This window comes from Saccharospirillum alexandrii, assembly GCF_004000275.1.
Classification (GTDB): domain Bacteria; phylum Pseudomonadota; class Gammaproteobacteria; order Pseudomonadales; family Natronospirillaceae; genus Saccharospirillum; species Saccharospirillum alexandrii.
This window is the reverse complement of the sequence record NZ_RCIP01000001.1, coordinates 840,450-856,167: the sequence shown is the minus strand read 5'-3', so window position 1 is coordinate 856,167 and position 15,718 is coordinate 840,450. Positions and strand designations below refer to the sequence as shown.

General features: G+C 58.5%; 14 protein-coding genes. All 14 read left to right on the top strand.

Features of this window, described 5'->3' with window-relative positions:
* Positions 1-12 precede the first annotated feature (12 nt).
* The 14 genes from truA (at position 13) to EP166_RS03940 (ending at position 15,665) form a co-directional block, all read left to right on the top strand.
* A complete protein-coding gene (truA, locus tag EP166_RS04005; protein WP_127555495.1) occupies positions 13-858 on the top strand; it encodes a tRNA pseudouridine(38-40) synthase TruA in 846 nt (281 codons plus the stop codon).
* Between the two features lie 99 nt (positions 859-957).
* Positions 958-1,623, top strand: a complete 666-nt coding sequence (locus tag EP166_RS04000; protein WP_127555494.1) for a phosphoribosylanthranilate isomerase — start codon at positions 958-960, stop codon at positions 1,621-1,623.
* Between the two features lie 5 nt (positions 1,624-1,628).
* Entirely contained in the window at positions 1,629-2,843 is a 1,215-nt protein-coding gene (trpB, locus tag EP166_RS03995) for a tryptophan synthase subunit beta (RefSeq protein ID WP_127555493.1), read from the top strand.
* A 59-nt stretch (positions 2,844-2,902) separates the two neighbouring features.
* Positions 2,903-3,712: a tryptophan synthase subunit alpha gene (trpA, locus tag EP166_RS03990; protein WP_127555492.1), complete on the top strand. Its 810-nt coding sequence runs from the start codon at positions 2,903-2,905 to the stop codon at positions 3,710-3,712.
* A gap of 33 nt (positions 3,713-3,745) precedes the next feature.
* Positions 3,746-4,609, top strand: a complete 864-nt coding sequence (gene accD, locus EP166_RS03985) for an acetyl-CoA carboxylase, carboxyltransferase subunit beta (protein WP_127555491.1) — start codon at positions 3,746-3,748, stop codon at positions 4,607-4,609.
* The gene (gene folC / locus EP166_RS03980; protein ID WP_127555490.1) at positions 4,593-5,843 is read left to right on the top strand and encodes a bifunctional tetrahydrofolate synthase/dihydrofolate synthase; all 1,251 of its coding nucleotides are present in this window, start codon (positions 4,593-4,595) and stop codon (positions 5,841-5,843) included. The genes accD and folC overlap by 17 nt, the downstream gene beginning before the upstream one ends.
* A 48-nt stretch (positions 5,844-5,891) precedes the next feature.
* On the top strand, positions 5,892-6,470 hold the full coding sequence (locus EP166_RS03975) for an SPOR domain-containing protein (protein ID WP_164743802.1): 579 nt from the start codon (positions 5,892-5,894) through the stop codon (positions 6,468-6,470).
* Positions 6,471-6,552: 82 nt separating this feature from the next.
* Positions 6,553-7,044 carry a CvpA family protein gene (locus tag EP166_RS03970; protein WP_127555488.1) on the top strand — a complete coding sequence of 164 codons (492 nt, stop codon included), beginning with the start codon at positions 6,553-6,555 and terminating at the stop codon, positions 7,042-7,044.
* 3 nt (positions 7,045-7,047) lie between these two features.
* Positions 7,048-8,568, top strand: a complete 1,521-nt coding sequence (gene purF, locus EP166_RS03965) for an amidophosphoribosyltransferase (RefSeq protein ID WP_127555487.1) — start codon at positions 7,048-7,050, stop codon at positions 8,566-8,568.
* An 86-nt stretch (positions 8,569-8,654) separates the two neighbouring features.
* Positions 8,655-9,854 carry an O-succinylhomoserine sulfhydrylase gene (locus EP166_RS03960; protein ID WP_127555486.1) on the top strand — a complete coding sequence of 400 codons (1,200 nt, stop codon included), beginning with the start codon at positions 8,655-8,657 and terminating at the stop codon, positions 9,852-9,854.
* Positions 9,855-10,100: 246 nt separating this feature from the next.
* A complete protein-coding gene (locus EP166_RS03955) occupies positions 10,101-11,024 on the top strand; it encodes an AAA family ATPase (RefSeq protein WP_127555485.1) in 924 nt (307 codons plus the stop codon).
* Positions 11,025-11,036: 12 nt separating this feature from the next.
* On the top strand, positions 11,037-11,996 hold the full coding sequence (locus tag EP166_RS03950) for a DUF58 domain-containing protein (RefSeq protein WP_127555484.1): 960 nt from the start codon (positions 11,037-11,039) through the stop codon (positions 11,994-11,996).
* On the top strand, positions 11,993-13,975 hold the full coding sequence (locus EP166_RS03945; RefSeq protein ID WP_127555483.1) for a transglutaminase TgpA family protein: 1,983 nt from the start codon (positions 11,993-11,995) through the stop codon (positions 13,973-13,975). Before EP166_RS03950 ends, EP166_RS03945 begins: the two co-directional genes overlap by 4 nt.
* Before the next feature lie 88 nt (positions 13,976-14,063).
* A complete protein-coding gene (locus EP166_RS03940) occupies positions 14,064-15,665 on the top strand; it encodes a GGDEF domain-containing response regulator (RefSeq protein WP_127555482.1) in 1,602 nt (533 codons plus the stop codon).
* The last annotated feature ends 53 nt before the right edge of the window (positions 15,666-15,718 follow it).

Below are 15,718 nucleotides of genomic sequence, written 5' to 3'. Positions count from 1 at the left end.
TTTTTTGGACTCATGACAGAAGCATTTCCCTTTTTAAAATCCGGGCACCGTTACCGGGTAGCCATGTGCGTGGAGTACCGGGGCACTGAGTATTATGGCTGGCAGATCCAGAAAACCGGAGTGCGAACCGTTCAGGCTGAACTCACCAAAGCCATTTCCAAGGTGGCCAATGAACCGGTTGATCTTATTGTCGCCGGTCGCACCGACGCCGGCGTTCACGCCAGCAATCAGATTCTGCATTTCGATACGGCCAGCTACCGCAAAGCCTATGGCTGGACGTCGGGCGTGAATACGGAGCTGCCCAACGACATCAGTGTGCAGTGGACTCAGGCCGTGGATATCGATTTTCACGCTCGCTTCTCAGCGCGCGAACGCGCCTACCGCTACATCGTTTATAACGCCCCCATGCCCAGCGGTATTCTGCGCGATGGGATGACGTGGGAGCGCCGCGAACTGAACCTCGAGCGCATGCAGGCCGCTGCCAATCTGCTGCTGGGCGAGCACGACTTCTCGTCCTTCCGTGCGGCCAATTGTCAGGCGCACTCACCCGTGAAAGACGTTCGCGAGCTCAGGCTGGTGCGCCAGGGTCGACTGATCGTGTTGCAGGCGCGCGCCAACGGTTTCCTGTACCACATGGTGCGCAACATCATGGGTGTACTGATGGCCATTGGTCGTGGCGACAAACCGGTCGCATGGGCTCTCGAAGTGCTGGAAGGCCGGGATCGGAACCGGGGCGGCATCACCGCACCAGCGGCTGGCCTGTATTTTGTTAGAGCCCGGTACGAGCGTGGCGATTTGCCCGAACGCGAAGCCGGGCCAGCCATTCTGGATGGGTTTGCCGGCCTGACAGAGGTTTAATTCCGAAAGGCTCATAATACCGCCACTCTTTGTCACCAAGGGCATTGGGACTGGCCCCCGGCTTTGGTAGACTGGCATGGATACTGTCAGGAACGGACCATGAGCCCGGAAAACACGCCTCACCCAGGGCCGCACCCGCGGACCCGAATCAAATATTGCGGCATGACGCGTCAGAGCGATGTTGAGTTTGCTGATCGACTGGGCGTCGATGCCATCGGGCTGGTGTTTTATCCACCAAGTCCGCGAGCCGTTACGCCCGGCCAAGCCGCGCCTTTGGCCAAAGCCGCAGGCGTTTTTTGCAGCCGGGTTGGGTTATTTGTAAACCCCACCGAAGCGGAGGTCCGGGAAACCCTAAGCCTGGTGTCGCTCGATGTACTGCAATTTCACGGCGACGAATCCCCGGATTTCTGTGCCAGCTTCGACCGCCCCTGGATCAAGGCGCTGCGCGTTCGGGATTCCGATTCGCTCGCACAGGCTCTGGACCAATACCAGGACGCAGACGGCTGGATTTTGGATGCCTACAAAGCCGGCGTTCCGGGTGGAACCGGTGAAACCTTTCAATGGTCACTCATCCCAGAACGATGGCGACGCCGTATAGTCTTGGCCGGGGGGCTCACGCCGGCCAATGTGAATGAAGCGGTCTGTGCCATCAGACCGCAGGGCGTAGACGTCAGTGGCGGAATCGAGGCCGGTAAAGGCCTTAAATCGCCCGACAAGATGACTGAATTTATGCGCCAGGTAACCCTGGCCGATGCAGGAAGATAATACCGATGACAACGATTACCGAAGACTACCACGCTCATCCGGACGCGACCGGCCACTTTGGTCCTTATGGCGGGCGTTTTGCTTCAGAAACCCTGATGGATGCGCTCGATGAGCTGTCCGCCATGTACACCAAGTTGAAAGACGACCCCGATTTTCGTCAGCAGTTCGATAAAGACCTGGCGCAATACGTAGGCCGCCCGTCTCCTTTGTATCTGGCGGAGCGCCTGACCAAAAACTGGGGCGGAGCCGACATTTATCTTAAACGTGAAGATCTGAACCACACTGGCGCGCACAAGATCAACAACACCATCGGCCAGGCGCTGCTGGCAAAATACAGTGGCAAGCCCCGGGTGATTGCTGAAACCGGGGCCGGTCAGCATGGTGTTGCAACCGCCACCGTAGCCGCCCGGCTGGGGCTTAAATGCGTGGTGTACATGGGGGCCGAAGACGTAGAGCGCCAGAAGCTGAACGTGTACCGCATGCGGTTGCTGGGTGCGGAAGTGGTGTCGGTAACCTCCGGGTCACGCACCCTGAAAGATGCGATGAACGAAGCCATGCGTGACTGGGTGACCAATGTTGATGACACCTACTACATCATTGGTACGGTCGCTGGCCCGCACCCCTATCCGACACTGGTACGTGATTTCAACTCCATTATCGGTCGTGAAGCACGCCGGCAGATACTGGAGCAAACCGGTGAGCTGCCGGATGCCCTGGTCGCCTGTGTCGGCGGTGGGTCGAATGCCATTGGCCTGTTCTGGGAATTTCTGAACGACGAGGGTGTTGAAATCTATGGTGTGGAAGCCGGTGGGCACGGGCTCGACGGTGATGATCACGCAGCACCCCTGAGCAAGGGCCGCCCGGGCGTGTTGCATGGCAACCGCACCTACATCATGGCCAACGACGATGGCCAGATCAGTGCGACCCATTCTGTATCGGCCGGCCTCGACTACCCCGGTGTTGGGCCCGAGCATGCCTGGTTGAAAGATTCGAACCGCGCAAAATACGTGGCCATTACCGATGATGAAGCGCTGGATGCCTTCCGCGAGTTAACCCGAACCGAAGGCATCATGCCTGCGCTCGAAAGCGCACACGCGATCGCCTATGCCAAGAAGCTGGCCAAGCAGCTGGGCAAGGGCAAGCGTATCATCGTGAATCTGTCTGGCCGGGGTGACAAAGATGTTCACACCGTGGCGGCACTGGATGGTTTGTCAATTTAAGGATCGGTGAGGGGCCCTGACAGCAGGGCCCGCTTCCGTTATCCCACCAAGGAATTGTTATGAGTCGTATTGCTGCTACCTTTGAACGCCTGAAATCCGAGGGTCGCAAGGCCCTGATTCCCTTTGTAACCGCCGGTGACCCGCGCCCCGACGTAACGCTGCCGCTGATGCATGCGCTGGTGGAACAGGGTGCCAACATCATTGAGCTGGGTATGCCGTTCTCCGACCCCATGGCCGATGGTCCGGCGATTCAGCGCGCCAATGAGCGGGCGCTGGCCAATGGCATGTCGCTGCGTAAAACCCTCGACATTGTCGCTGAATTTCGCAAAACCAATCAGGACACGCCCGTTGTATTGATGGGCTACCTGAACCCGGTTGAGTGGATGGGTTACGAGACCTTCGTCAACGCCGCGCACGCAGCCGGTGTTGATGGCTTGTTGATGGTTGATATGCCACCGGAAGAGGGCGGTGGTATCGTTGACTATGCAAAGGCCGTTGGTCTGGATCTGATCTACCTGGTCACGCCCACAACCACTAATGAGCGTTTCGACATTATATGCAAGCGCAGTACTGGCTGGATCTACTATGTGTCACTGAAAGGCATTACCGGGGCCAATACCCTGAACGTCGACGAAGTAGCAGAACGCATGCGCTGGATTGAACAACACACGGACATACCGGTGTGCGTTGGCTTTGGTATTCGGGACGGTGAAACGGCCGCCCGGGTGGCCAGCGTATGCAGTGGCGTCATTGTTGGCTCGGTGCTGGTGAATGCGATTGAGAAGCTGGAATCTGAATCAGCCATTGAAATTTCGTCACAAGTGTCTAAGTTGTTGGGTGATATGCGCACCGCCATGGGTCGCGCATAATGCTTAATTCGAACATCGAATGATGAGGAAGCGATGAGTAGCTGGCTGGACAAAATTGTACCGTCACTGATTCGGTCGGGCGCGAGTCAACGCTCCAGTGTGCCGGAAGGTCTCTGGAAGAAATGCCCCAAATGCAGCGCCGTACTGTACCGTCCGGAGCTGGAGCGCAATCAGGACGTCTGTCCCAAGTGTGAACATCATATGCGCATTGGCGCCCGGCGCCGTATTGACCTGTTTCTCGATGAAGAAGGCCGCGAAGAGTTCGCGACGGATGTGATGCCACGTGACCGGCTCAAGTTCCGTGACGGCAAACGCTACAAAGACCGGTTGTCGGCTGCGCAAAAGGCCACGGGTGAAAACGACGCCATGGTCACCGTTAAAGGGACTCTGGAAGGCTTGCCGGTGGTGGTGGCTGCCTTTGACTTTAACTTCATGGGTGGCTCTATGGGTGCCGTCGTTGGCGAGAAGTTTGCTCAGGCAGCGACCGTTGCACTCGAAGAGCGTCGCCCGCTGATCTGTTTTGCCACTTCGGGTGGGGCACGCATGCAGGAAGCCCTGTTTTCGCTGATGCAAATGGCCAAGACCAGTGCCGCGATCGAAAAGTTGCGTGAAGCCGGCGTGCCGTACATTTCCGTCATGCTTGATCCCTGTTTTGGTGGTGTGTCTGCATCGCTGGCCTTGCTGGGCGATGTTAACGTCGCTGAACCGAACGCCCTGATCGGCTTTGCCGGACCCCGCGTTATTGAGCAAACCGTGCGTGAACAATTGCCGGAAGGCTTTCAGCGCAGTGAGTTCCTGTTGGAAAAAGGCGCCATCGATATGATTCTGCATCGCCACGAGCAGCGCGATCGACTGGCTGGCCTGCTGAAGAAACTCACCCATGCGTCCGCAGCCTGACGCCACACTCGACGACTGGCTGAGCTACCTCGAACACCTGCACAGCCAGGCCATCGATATGGGACTCGACCGCCTCCGGGCGGTCGCGTCACGTCTGGACCTGCCCCTGGCGTCAACCGGGCGCACGCGGCCATTCGTGTTCACCGTAGCCGGTACCAATGGCAAGGGGTCTACCTGCGACGCCCTGCGTCAGATGAGTCTGCTCGCCGGTTGCCGGGTCGGGCTCTACACCTCGCCGCATCTGCACCGGTTCAACGAGCGCGTACAAATCGATTCAACACCGGTAACCGATGAATGCCTGATAGCGGCTTTCGAGCAGGTAGAACTGGCCCGGGGCGAGGTCACACTGACCTATTTCGAATTTACCACCCTCGCAGCCTTTGTGGTGTTCCAGGCTGCCGATCTGGATGTTTGGGTGCTGGAGGTCGGGCTGGGTGGGCGGCTCGATGCGGTAAACCTGGTGGATCCGAATGTCGCCATCGTGACTACGGTTGATCTGGACCATGCGGCCTTTCTGGGCACCGATCGCAATCAGATCGGCGTCGAGAAAGCCGGTATCTTCCGCTCGGGCGCCGATGCCGTTCTGGGCAGTGATGACTTGCCGTCTACCGTGGTGGCCTGCGCCGAGGCACTGACGGCTCCCGTCTCATCGCTGGGCCAAACCCACGGTGCCGACGACGCGGAGCTATGGTGGGCCGATGCCGATGGCAAACACAGCGTGAAAGCGACGGGGCTGACGACCACAGTACCGTCGGACAATCTGGTGACAGCGCGTCAGGCCTTTGCGCGTTCGCCATTCAAGTTGACGGATGACCAGACGCTGGCGGCGTTTAATGCAGTGGTCCCGGCGGGGCGCATGCAGAGAATCCGCAAGCACGGATGTGACTGGGTACTGGACGTTGGTCACAACCCTCATGCGGCGCGTTACCTGGCACGTCGGCTGGGAGATCGTCGCTGGCATGTGCTGCTGGGCATGCTGGCAGACAAAGACGTCGAAGCGGTGACCCGGGCGCTGGCACCGCTGGCGGCGAGCTGGTCGCTGGTGACCTTGTCGGTGCCGCGCGGGCTAACCGCCACAGAACTGAACGCCAGGGCGACAGTCAGCCCGGCCCGGTGCTATGATTCCGTTGCCGCAGCGGTGGCGGCTGCGCCGAAAGATGCACAGGGGTTACCGATCCTGGTGTGCGGCTCCTTTTTTACCGTCGCCGATGCCTTGAGTCTTTTGTCGCAATAAACGGGGCACGCGGCGTCCGGTTCATCGTAGTGTCTATTGGAGCAAGGTTTGGACGTTCGAATTCAACAGCGCCTGGTCGGGGCGCTGGTCATACTGGCACTGGTGTTTCTGATTGCTCCGGTCGTACTCGACGGAGACGGCCGCATCCCGGAAAAAATCACCCAGATTCCCCCCAAGCCCAAGCGGCCGGATGTGTCTCATATCCGGGTGGCGGAACCGGCGGCCGATGTACTGCCGGCACTGCCGGATCCGCCTCAGGCCCAGCCCGAGCAGAATGACAACAGCGCGGAACCGGCCGATACCAGCCCGGCGCTTGCCGAGGCAGCGCCGGTTGAACCCGAGCCGTCAGCTGAGACCAACGTGGTTCCGCCAGAAACCCCAAGTGGGCGCGCCTGGAGCGTGCAGGTGGCCAGTTTTCGCGACAGTGCCAAAGCCGCCGAATTAAGAGACCAGTTACGTGAGCAGGATTACGACACCTATGTGAATGAGGTGTTGTTGTCGGATGGCTCGGTCTTTACCCAGGTACTGGTTGGGCCAGACGGCGATCTGGAGCGAGTGAGACAGGTGCAGCAGACCATTCTGGAACAGACCGGGCTGCAGGGGCTGGTGGTGCGCTTTCAGCCATGATGGTCAGGTCGTGCGCTAACGGGCGCGGTTCACAATCGAAGCGGGTCTGTTAGAATGCCCGCGATTTCGAAATAGGATCACTATGACAGCCATCGACTGGACCATTCTGGTCATTCTTATCGTTTCGTCCCTGATCAGCCTGAAGCGCGGCTTTACCCGGGAAGCGTTGTCGCTGGCAACCTGGATAGTGGCCCTGGTTATTGCGCGCCTGTTCAGTGACAAGTTGGCGGTCGTTCTGGCCGGGCTGATTCAATCTGACGCCTGGCGCTACACCGCTGCCTTTGCCATCCTCTTCGTTGCTACTCTGGTCGTTGGCGCCCTGATCAACCATTTGCTTGGCGAATTCGTTCGTATGACCGGCCTGACCGGTACCGACCGGGTGCTGGGCATGGTGTTTGGCCTCTTGCGCGGGCTGGTTGTCGTGGTTGCCCTACTGGCACTGGGACGGTTGTTTGCACTCGATCAATTCTGGCAGAACTCGCTGCTGGTACCTTTCTTTGAACCGGTGATCAGTTGGACCGGTGAATACATCAACAAAGCATCCAATGCCATTCTGTCGGTCGGAGGTGAGTAAGCCATGTGCGGTATAGTGGGCATCGTTAGTGATTCTGCCGTTAATCAACAGCTGTACGATGCCTTAACGGTATTGCAGCACCGGGGGCAGGATGCCGCAGGTATCGTAACGGAAGACGCAGGACGGTTTTATCTGCGCAAGAGCAATGGCCTGGTGCGCGACGTGTTTCGCATCAACCATATGCAACGTTTGACGGGTAACATTGGCATTGGCCATGTTCGCTATCCAACAGCCGGGTCGTCCAGCACCGCAGAGAGTCAGCCGTTTTACGTCAATTCACCCTACGGCATTGTACTGGCTCACAATGGCAACCTGACCAATTCGAGTGAATTGAACACGGCGCTGTACCAGTCTGATTTGCGTCATGTGAACACCACATCAGACTCCGAAGTATTGCTCAACGTGTTTGCGCACGAGCTGCAACTTCAGGGCAAGCTGCAACCGGGCGCCGATGATATCTTTGCAGCGGTAGCCGCGGTGCATCGCCGTTGCCGGGGTGGCTATGCCGCCATCGCCATGATTTCGGGTTACGGCATGGTTGCATTTCGCGACCCCTTTGGCATTCGACCGCTGGTGATCGGGGAACGCACCAGCGAAGGCGGTCGTATCGAGTATATGATCGCTTCCGAAAGCGTCGCCCTCGATGTGCTCGGTTATAAACTGATGCGGGATGTCCACCCGGGTGAGGCCGTTTACATTGACCCCCAGGGGCAGTTGCACACGCGCCAGTGCGCCGATCATCCGCAATTGTCACCGTGCATGTTCGAATTCGTGTATTTTGCCCGGCCAGATTCCATCATCGACGGTATTTCTGTCTACAAGGCACGGTTGCGCATGGGCGATGCCCTGGCCGACAAGATCTCCCGTGACTGGCCAGACCACGATATTGACGTGGTTATCCCCATTCCCGACACCAGCCGCACCAGTGCGCTGCAACTGGCCAACCGGCTTGGTGTGCACTACCGGGAGGGTTTCATGAAGAACCGTTACATCGGCAGAACCTTCATCATGCCAGGCCAGAAACAGCGCCAGAAATCGGTTCGCCAGAAGCTCAATGCCATTGGTCTGGAATTCAAGGGCAAGAATGTCTTGCTGGTTGATGACTCCATTGTGCGCGGTACCACCTGCAACGAAATCATCGAGATGGCCCGCGATGCCGGCGCCAAAAAGGTGTATTTCGCCTCGGCCGCGCCGGAAGTCCGCTACCCCAATGTCTACGGAATCGATATGCCGGCCGCCCATGAGCTGATTGCTCACGGTCGTGATAACGAAGAAATTCGCCAGATGATCGGTGCCGACAAACTGATTTATCAGGAACTTGAAGATTTGCGCCAGGCCGTGCAATCTCACAAGGCCGATGTGCGCGCCTTTGATTGTTCGGTGTTCGACGGACAATACGTGACCGGTGACATCGACGGCGATTATCTGGCGGCATTGGAGGCCTTGCGCAATGATGCCTCACAGGGGGAGCGACGCAGCACCGATGACGAAACGCCCATGGTTGATCTGCATAACGACAACTGATCTGCCAAGTAGACGGCGCTTCTGGCAGGGAAGCGCCGTCCGTTCAGCCCAATGAAGCCCTATCGATTAGATTACCAGGAACCGAGATGAACAAATCGCGTGAAGACGCTGTCAACCAGGCCCGGCCCGCGACGCAAGCGGTGCGAGGCGGCTACTGGCATACGGCTGAGATGGAGCACTCCGAAGCGCTGTTCATGACATCGTCCTACGTATTTGACAGCGCCGCCGATGCAGCCGCTACTTTTTCGGGAGATCAGGAAGGTAACGTCTACTCACGCTATACCAATCCGACGGTTCAGGCGTTCGAGGCAAGGCTTGCCTTGCTGGAAGGCGGCGAAGCCTGCGCCGCCACCAGTTCGGGCATGGCGGCTATCTTCAGTGTGTGCATGGCCTTTCTGAAAAGCGGGGATCACCTGGTCTCGTCGCGCAGCATTTTTGGCTCGACCAATGTGGTGTTCAACCGCTATTTGGAACGCTTTGGCGTGACCACCACCTATGTGGACCCCAAGGACGTCAGCGCCTGGCAGGCAGCGATCCAGCCCAACACCCGGCTATTGTTTCTGGAAACACCATCGAACCCTTTGTCTGAAGTGACCGATCTGGAAGCGGTGTCGGCGATTGCCCGTGAAGCTAATGCGTTGCTGGTGGTAGACAACTGTTTCTGCACGCCAGCATTGCAGCGGCCATTGGAGCAGGGCGCCGACATCGTGATTCACTCAGCGACCAAGTTCATTGATGGCCAGGGTCGTGCACTGGGTGGTGCCGTAGTCGGTCGTGAAGAGCAGATCAACGAGATTGTCGGGTTCCTGCGCAGTGCAGGCCCGAGCATGAGCCCGTTCAATGCCTGGATCTTCCTGAAAGGTCTGGAAACACTCAATCTGCGTATGAAACAGCATTGCGCCAATGCTCAGGCTCTGGCCGAATGGCTGGAACAGCAGCCGGCAGTGACCAAAGTACATTACCTCGGGTTGTCATCGCATCCGCAGCACGACCTGGCCAAGCGTCAGCAATCAGGATTTGGCGGCGTGCTCAGTTTTGTGGTTGAAGGCGGGCAGAAAGCGGCCTGGTCGGTTATCGATGCTACTCGCATCCTATCGATAACCGCTAACCTGGGCGATACCAAAACCACCATCACTCACCCCTATACCACAACGCATGGCCGGGTGGATGAAGCGACCAAAGAAACGGCCGGAATTGTGCCCGGCCTGATTCGCATCGCGGTTGGGCTGGAAGACGTGGAAGACATGAAAGACGATCTGGCTCGAGGCCTCAATGCGTTGAGGTGATGGCTGGCCCAGATGGCTATGACAAAGTAATAATTTGAATCAAGTTTTGGAGTTCGCTGAGTAAGAAGTGGCGGGTACCTGGGGTGGCCCTGTGGGGAAGTCCGCAGCAGGGATGCTGCGGTCTAGGCTCCATGGATGGATCTACGCCGACCCCACAGGGGCATCCCAGGTATCCGACGCGGGCTCATGCCGCTTAGCTACCCCGAACTCCAAAAACGTGACCACCGAGTATAAGGAACGCGCTGCATGACCGATATCGCCACGGTAACCCAACAATTGCTGGCACAGGCTGGCAAGGTTGTGTCCGGCAAGGACGAGGTTGTGCGGCTGGCCTGGGTGGCGATTCTGAGCGATGGCCATGTGTTGCTCGAAGACCTGCCTGGCGTTGGCAAGACGTCGCTGGCGCAGACGCTGGGTCGCCTGTTGTCGCTGGATTATCAGCGGGTTCAGTTTACCTCGGATCTGCTACCTGCCGATGTGATCGGCGCCCAGGTATACCGGCGGGACCAAGAGGCCTTTCAGTTTCATCCGGGTCCGGTCTTTACCCAGTTGCTGTTGGCTGACGAGCTGAACCGGGCGACGCCCAAGGCGCAAAGTGCCTTGCTGGAGGCGATGGAAGAGGGTCAGGTCAGTTCAGATGGGGTGACCCATGCCTTGCCAGTGCCTTTCCATGTGATCGCTACCCAGAACCCGCAAAGCCAGGCCGGAACCTACCCCTTGCCGGAGTCGCAGCTCGACCGGTTTTTCATGCGGCTGAGCCTGGGGTACCCCGACCTGGAGTCGGAGAAAGGCCTGCTCAGTGGGACCCGGGGCCGTTCGCTTCTGGCCGAACTCAAGCCGGTGCTGACGGCAGATCAGTTACAAGCACTTAAAGCTGAGGTTGAAACGGTAAAAGTTTCGGACGCCGTATTGAGCTATGTGATGCGGCTGGTGCACAGCTCGCGTGAATCTGGCCTATGCCGCCTGGGCTTGTCGCCACGCGGGGCGCTGGCGTTGATGACCGCCGCACGCGCCATGGCACTGGTGGAAGGGCGTCGCTATGTGATGCCGGATGATGTGCAACGCGTCTTCCCTGCCGTAGCCGGGCACCGGATACAGGGCCAGCGTGAACACGACACCGCCGTACTGGTGCAGCAACTGCTGGACGAAGTGGATGTCATTGCAGCCTGAGGCGATGCTCTGATGCGCTGGCCAGCTCCCTTGCAGCGCCGTCTGGATGCCTGGGTGAGCCGTCGGTTGCCACCCGGCCGACAGGTGACCCTGAACCAGTCTCGTATTTTTATTGTGCCCACGCGCCAGGGTCTGCTGATGCTGGGGTTGGCCCTGGTCGTGCTGTTGGTGGCCATCAATTTCGAAAGTTCACTGAATTACGCACTTGGGTTTTGGCTCGTAGCCATGCTATGGGCGGCAGTGCATCTGACTTACCGTAACCTCTCCGGTCTGGTCGTTCAGGCCGAAACCGCGGGCCTGGTCGAGGCCGGTGAGAACGTGAGCTACTCCCTGATGTTGTCGTCACCCCGGTCACGGTATCGCGGCCCGCTGGAGTTTCGCCATGAAGATTGGGGGCAGGTAGGGGCAGAAATGGACGGTCGGGACACGCAGGTCACCCTAAGTCGGCCCACGTCTCAACGCGGGCGGCAGCCATTGCCCCGGTTCCGGCTTGAGAGCCGCTACCCCTTTGGTCTGGTCGTCGCCTGGTCTCATATCAAGATGGACCTTGATGCCTGGGCCTATCCCAAACCGGTCGAGCAGCGGCTGCAACCCGTCGGCACCGAGCCGGAAGGTGATGTCAGTAACGACCATTTTGTACAGGCAGGAACGGAAGATTTTCATTCGTTGCGCGAATACCAGGCTGGCGATTCCGTGCACCGGATGCACTGGCCGTCCTTTTCGCGGGATGAACTGGTGGTTAAACATTTCGTGGATTACCAGGCCGCAGACCAGTGGCTGGACTGGCATGCATTGCCAGGCCTGGCGGTTGAAATGCGACTGTCGGCGCTGGCCTGGCATATGCTCCGCTGTCAACAGCAGGACCGGCCCTTCGGGTTGCGCCTGCCGGGCTATGAGATAGAGCCGGACAAAGGCCAGCGGCATCTGGAACGCTGTCGCCGCGCCCTGGCTGAATTCGGGGAGCTCAGATGACCCAGTTCGTGCCCATCATGCATCGTGTAATGCCATTGCCGGTATTGTGGGTGCTGTTGCTGGTACAGGGCGTGATGGTGGTGCCGTTTCTGTTCTACTTGCCACCCTGGCTGGGTGTGGTGTTTGTACTGGTGCTGATATGGCGCTGGCGCGTGACGCACGGCGACATGCGCAAGGCCCCGCGCAGCCTGATTGTTCTGGCCATGCTGGTCGGTATTGGCGGGCTCCTGTTGAGTGGGCTCAGAGCCTATAATCTGGACAGCGCAGTCGCACTTTGTGTACTCGGGTATTTACTCAAGTCACTGGAAGTCATGCGCCGTCGCGACGGCATCTTTCAGGCCTATCTCGGGTACTTTCTGACCGGGATTTTTCTGTTGTATAACTACACGCCGGTTGGAGCGTTAGTCGCCATCGCGATGGTATTGGCCAATACACTCGCCCTGCACGCGGTGACGGCAGATCAGACATTTTGTTGGAAACGCGGAACCAAACTGAGCCTGGCACTGATGGTGGCCGCGGTGCCCATCATGATTGCCGGTTTTCTTTTTTTCCCGAGGTTGCCGCCGTTGTGGTCCATTCCCAACGATGAGCGGGGCGCTCAGACCGGCATGTCAGACGAAGTTGACCCGGGCAGCGTGGCCTCGCTGGCGCAGAGCACCGAACCGGCGTTCCGGGTTCAGTTCGAGGGCGATCCGCCACCACGTCAGCAATGGTATTGGCGGGGTACGACACTGGGCGAATTTAATGGCCGTGTCTGGCGTGCCCGGTTTCGTGATCGAAATCGCTTTCAGTGGCCGCGAGGTCAGTTACCCTTGGCGCAGCCTGGGGCAGAGCAGTTTGAATATTCTGTGCTGCTGGAGGCAACCCAGCAACACTGGCTGTATTTTCTGGATTGGCCAACGCAGGTACGCGGGCAGGAAGCATACGTCTTGCCCGATGGGCGGGCTGCCCGGCGCAACAGCCTAAGCCAGACTTACCGCTACGAGGCGCAGTCGGCTGCGTCGGTTACCTGGCCGAATGAAACGGCTTTACAGTGGTATCAGCGTTTGCCGGAGCAGGGTAACGAGGCATTGCGGCAGTGGGGGCTAGAGCTGCGCCAGAATGCAGGGTCTGATGCAGCCTATATCGATGCTATTTTGAACCACATTCGCACTGAACCGTTTCGATATACTCTGCAGCCGCCGCAGTATCTGTCGGCCGACAGTCTGAGTGATTTCTGGTTTGACGGTCGGCTGGGTTTCTGTTCGCACTATGCCAGTGCCGTCGCTTATCTGGCCCGAGTGGCTGGCATACCGTCGCGATTGGTGGGCGGATATCTGGGTGGAACTTACAACCAGAGCGGTGATTTTATTCAGGTTCGGCAAATGGAAGCTCATGCCTGGGTGGAGCTTTGGCTGAATGGCCAGTGGCAGCGGGTAGACCCGACCGCGGCGGTAGCCCCCGGGCGTATAGATCTGAACCTCGATGACTGGCTTAGTGAAGACAACCCGTCCGACTTGCCGTTTGGGGCTCGATTTGGGCGAAATTTGGGGCCGTTTAACGACCTGCGATTCTGGTGGGACTCTGTTCAGTATCAATGGCAGGTCTCGATTCTGAATTATCAGCAGAGTAATGCGCTGGGCTTGCTCGAAGCCCGCTTCGGGCGCATTAACCCCTGGCATGCGGCGGCGTCCATGGCTGTCTTTCTGGGGGTTCTGGGGCTGCTGATGGCCTGGTTTACCGGGTTGCTGCAGTTACCCCGGCGTCAGCCGGAGCCCTGGGCCAGTTTGCGCCGGGTTGAACGCCAGTACGGTAACCGCCACACGGGCGAGACCGTCAGCGATTTTATGACTCGACTGGCCTACGAACACCCGGGTCAGCGTGAAGCGCTGGCACGATTGGCACAACTGATAGATACTTTGGCCTATGATCCTCAGGCAATGCTCGACGCGTCACGGCGCCGGGACCTCAAACAGCGAGTTGAGGCCTGCCTGAAGTAATTGGGGCCTTCCACGGGCCTGGATCTGAACGGATTCCAGGTGGATGATCACGTCACTCCCGTATCGATTTCACAACGTTGAATCTTAAATGGCCGACAAAAAAGCAGAAAAACTCGCTGAGATTAAACGCCACTTCGGGCGCCGGGTCATGGACCAGGCCCGGCTGGTTATTCAAACCTGGCAATCGCTGGACGATGTGCTGTGGAACCCCGACTGGCATCAGGAATTTGTGCAGCATTGCACCAAACTGAATACGCTGGCCTCGCGCTATGAGCTTGACGGCCTGGAGCAAACCGCCGCGCAACTGATTGCCTGCCTGGCCGATACCCAGCCCAACAAACCGCCTAACAGCGAACGGCTGCAGGCGCTGAGTGACCATGTTCATTTACTCATTGAGCACAGTGCCCGCCGCAGTGACAGCGACGACGGTCGTCAGTCGCTGGGCGGTCGCAAACCGGTGTATGTCTGTTTCGCAGACCAGACGCTGGCACTGGCGTTGTGTGAGCAGCTGCAGTTCTTCGGGATCCCGGCCCAGGCCATCGACGACGACGAAGCCCTCGATCACGTGATGCACCATCGCTTGCCCGCTGCTCTGATCATGGGAACCGAATTTGCCGGCGACGGCATTCAGGCCGCGCGGGCTGCACAGAATATGTTGAGCACACCCATACCGGTCTTCTTTCAGTCGGCCAGCGAACCGAACATCACAATGCGGCTGGAAGCCACCCGAGCCAACGCGGTCTATTTTCAGGAAGGTACACTCGACATCGGTTTGCTGGTTCAGGGGCTCAGCAAGGTCTACAACTTTCGCGCAGAGCGCCCCTACCGGGTGCTGGTGGTGGATGATTCCCGCTCACAGAGCCTCTATACCGAACGCACACTGAATCAGGCTGGCATGATTACCCGGGCGGTGAACGACCCAATGACGGTTCTGGAGGCGTTGCAGGCGTTCAAACCCGACGCGGTACTGATGGACATGTACATGCCAGGCTGTACCGGTATTGAGGTGGCCCGCATCATTCGCCAGCAGCAGGTCTACAATACGCTGCCAATTCTGTATCTCTCGGCTGAGCAGGATGTCGGCAAACAAATGGATGCCATGGACCAGGGGGGGGATGATTTTCTGACCAAGCCAGTGGCCAGCGATGTGCTGATTGCTACCGTAAGGCATCGCTGCATTCGCCATCGCAGCCTGAAAGACCAGATGATACGCGATAGCCTGACCGGCCTGCTGGATCACAACACCATTCTTGATGCGCTCAAACAGGGCATCACCGAAACGCAGCAGAAACAGCAACCCTTGTGTTTTGCGATGATCGATATCGATCACTTCAAGGCCGTTAACGACAATTACGGACACCCGGTGGGTGACCGGATTATCCGGTCGCTGGCCCTGTATTTGCGCCAGCGATTCCGGGCAACCGACAGCGTCGGGCGATACGGCGGAGAGGAGTTTGCCCTGGTATTGCCAAATACGCCTCTGGACGATGCAGAACGGTTGCTCAATGAGGTCTGTGCTGGCTTTGCCCGCATTGACCACGAAGCCGGCGGCACGCCACTGAAAACGACCTTCAGTGGCGGGGTTGCGGCCTATCGGGAAGGAATGGATGCGTCTGAACTGAGTCAGGCGGCCGACCAGGCTCTGTACCAGGCCAAACACGACGGACGAAACCGGGTTCGCCGCGCTTAATGTGTGCCGAGGCATCACCGGCAACCGTCGCTCGTATTTTGGGAATTCCCAAG

What these genes read in the sequence shown, in the direction of transcription:
- truA (WP_127555495.1), top strand. Translation starts at nt 13, where the DNA reads ATGACAGAAGCATTTCCCTTTTTAAAATCCGGGCACCGTTACCGGGTA.
- EP166_RS04000 (WP_127555494.1), top strand. Translation starts at nt 958, where the DNA reads ATGAGCCCGGAAAACACGCCTCACCCAGGGCCGCACCCGCGGACCCGA.
- trpB (WP_127555493.1), top strand. Translation starts at nt 1,629, where the DNA reads ATGACAACGATTACCGAAGACTACCACGCTCATCCGGACGCGACCGGC.
- trpA (WP_127555492.1), top strand. Translation starts at nt 2,903, where the DNA reads ATGAGTCGTATTGCTGCTACCTTTGAACGCCTGAAATCCGAGGGTCGC.
- accD (WP_127555491.1), top strand. Translation starts at nt 3,746, where the DNA reads ATGAGTAGCTGGCTGGACAAAATTGTACCGTCACTGATTCGGTCGGGC.
- folC (WP_127555490.1), top strand. Translation starts at nt 4,593, where the DNA reads ATGCGTCCGCAGCCTGACGCCACACTCGACGACTGGCTGAGCTACCTC.
- EP166_RS03970 (WP_127555488.1), top strand. Translation starts at nt 6,553, where the DNA reads ATGACAGCCATCGACTGGACCATTCTGGTCATTCTTATCGTTTCGTCC.
- purF (WP_127555487.1), top strand. Translation starts at nt 7,048, where the DNA reads ATGTGCGGTATAGTGGGCATCGTTAGTGATTCTGCCGTTAATCAACAG.
- EP166_RS03960 (WP_127555486.1), top strand. Translation starts at nt 8,655, where the DNA reads ATGAACAAATCGCGTGAAGACGCTGTCAACCAGGCCCGGCCCGCGACG.
- EP166_RS03955 (WP_127555485.1), top strand. Translation starts at nt 10,101, where the DNA reads ATGACCGATATCGCCACGGTAACCCAACAATTGCTGGCACAGGCTGGC.
- EP166_RS03950 (WP_127555484.1), top strand. Translation starts at nt 11,037, where the DNA reads ATGCGCTGGCCAGCTCCCTTGCAGCGCCGTCTGGATGCCTGGGTGAGC.
- EP166_RS03945 (WP_127555483.1), top strand. Translation starts at nt 11,993, where the DNA reads ATGACCCAGTTCGTGCCCATCATGCATCGTGTAATGCCATTGCCGGTA.
- EP166_RS03940 (WP_127555482.1), top strand. Translation starts at nt 14,064, where the DNA reads ATGGCCGACAAAAAAGCAGAAAAACTCGCTGAGATTAAACGCCACTTC.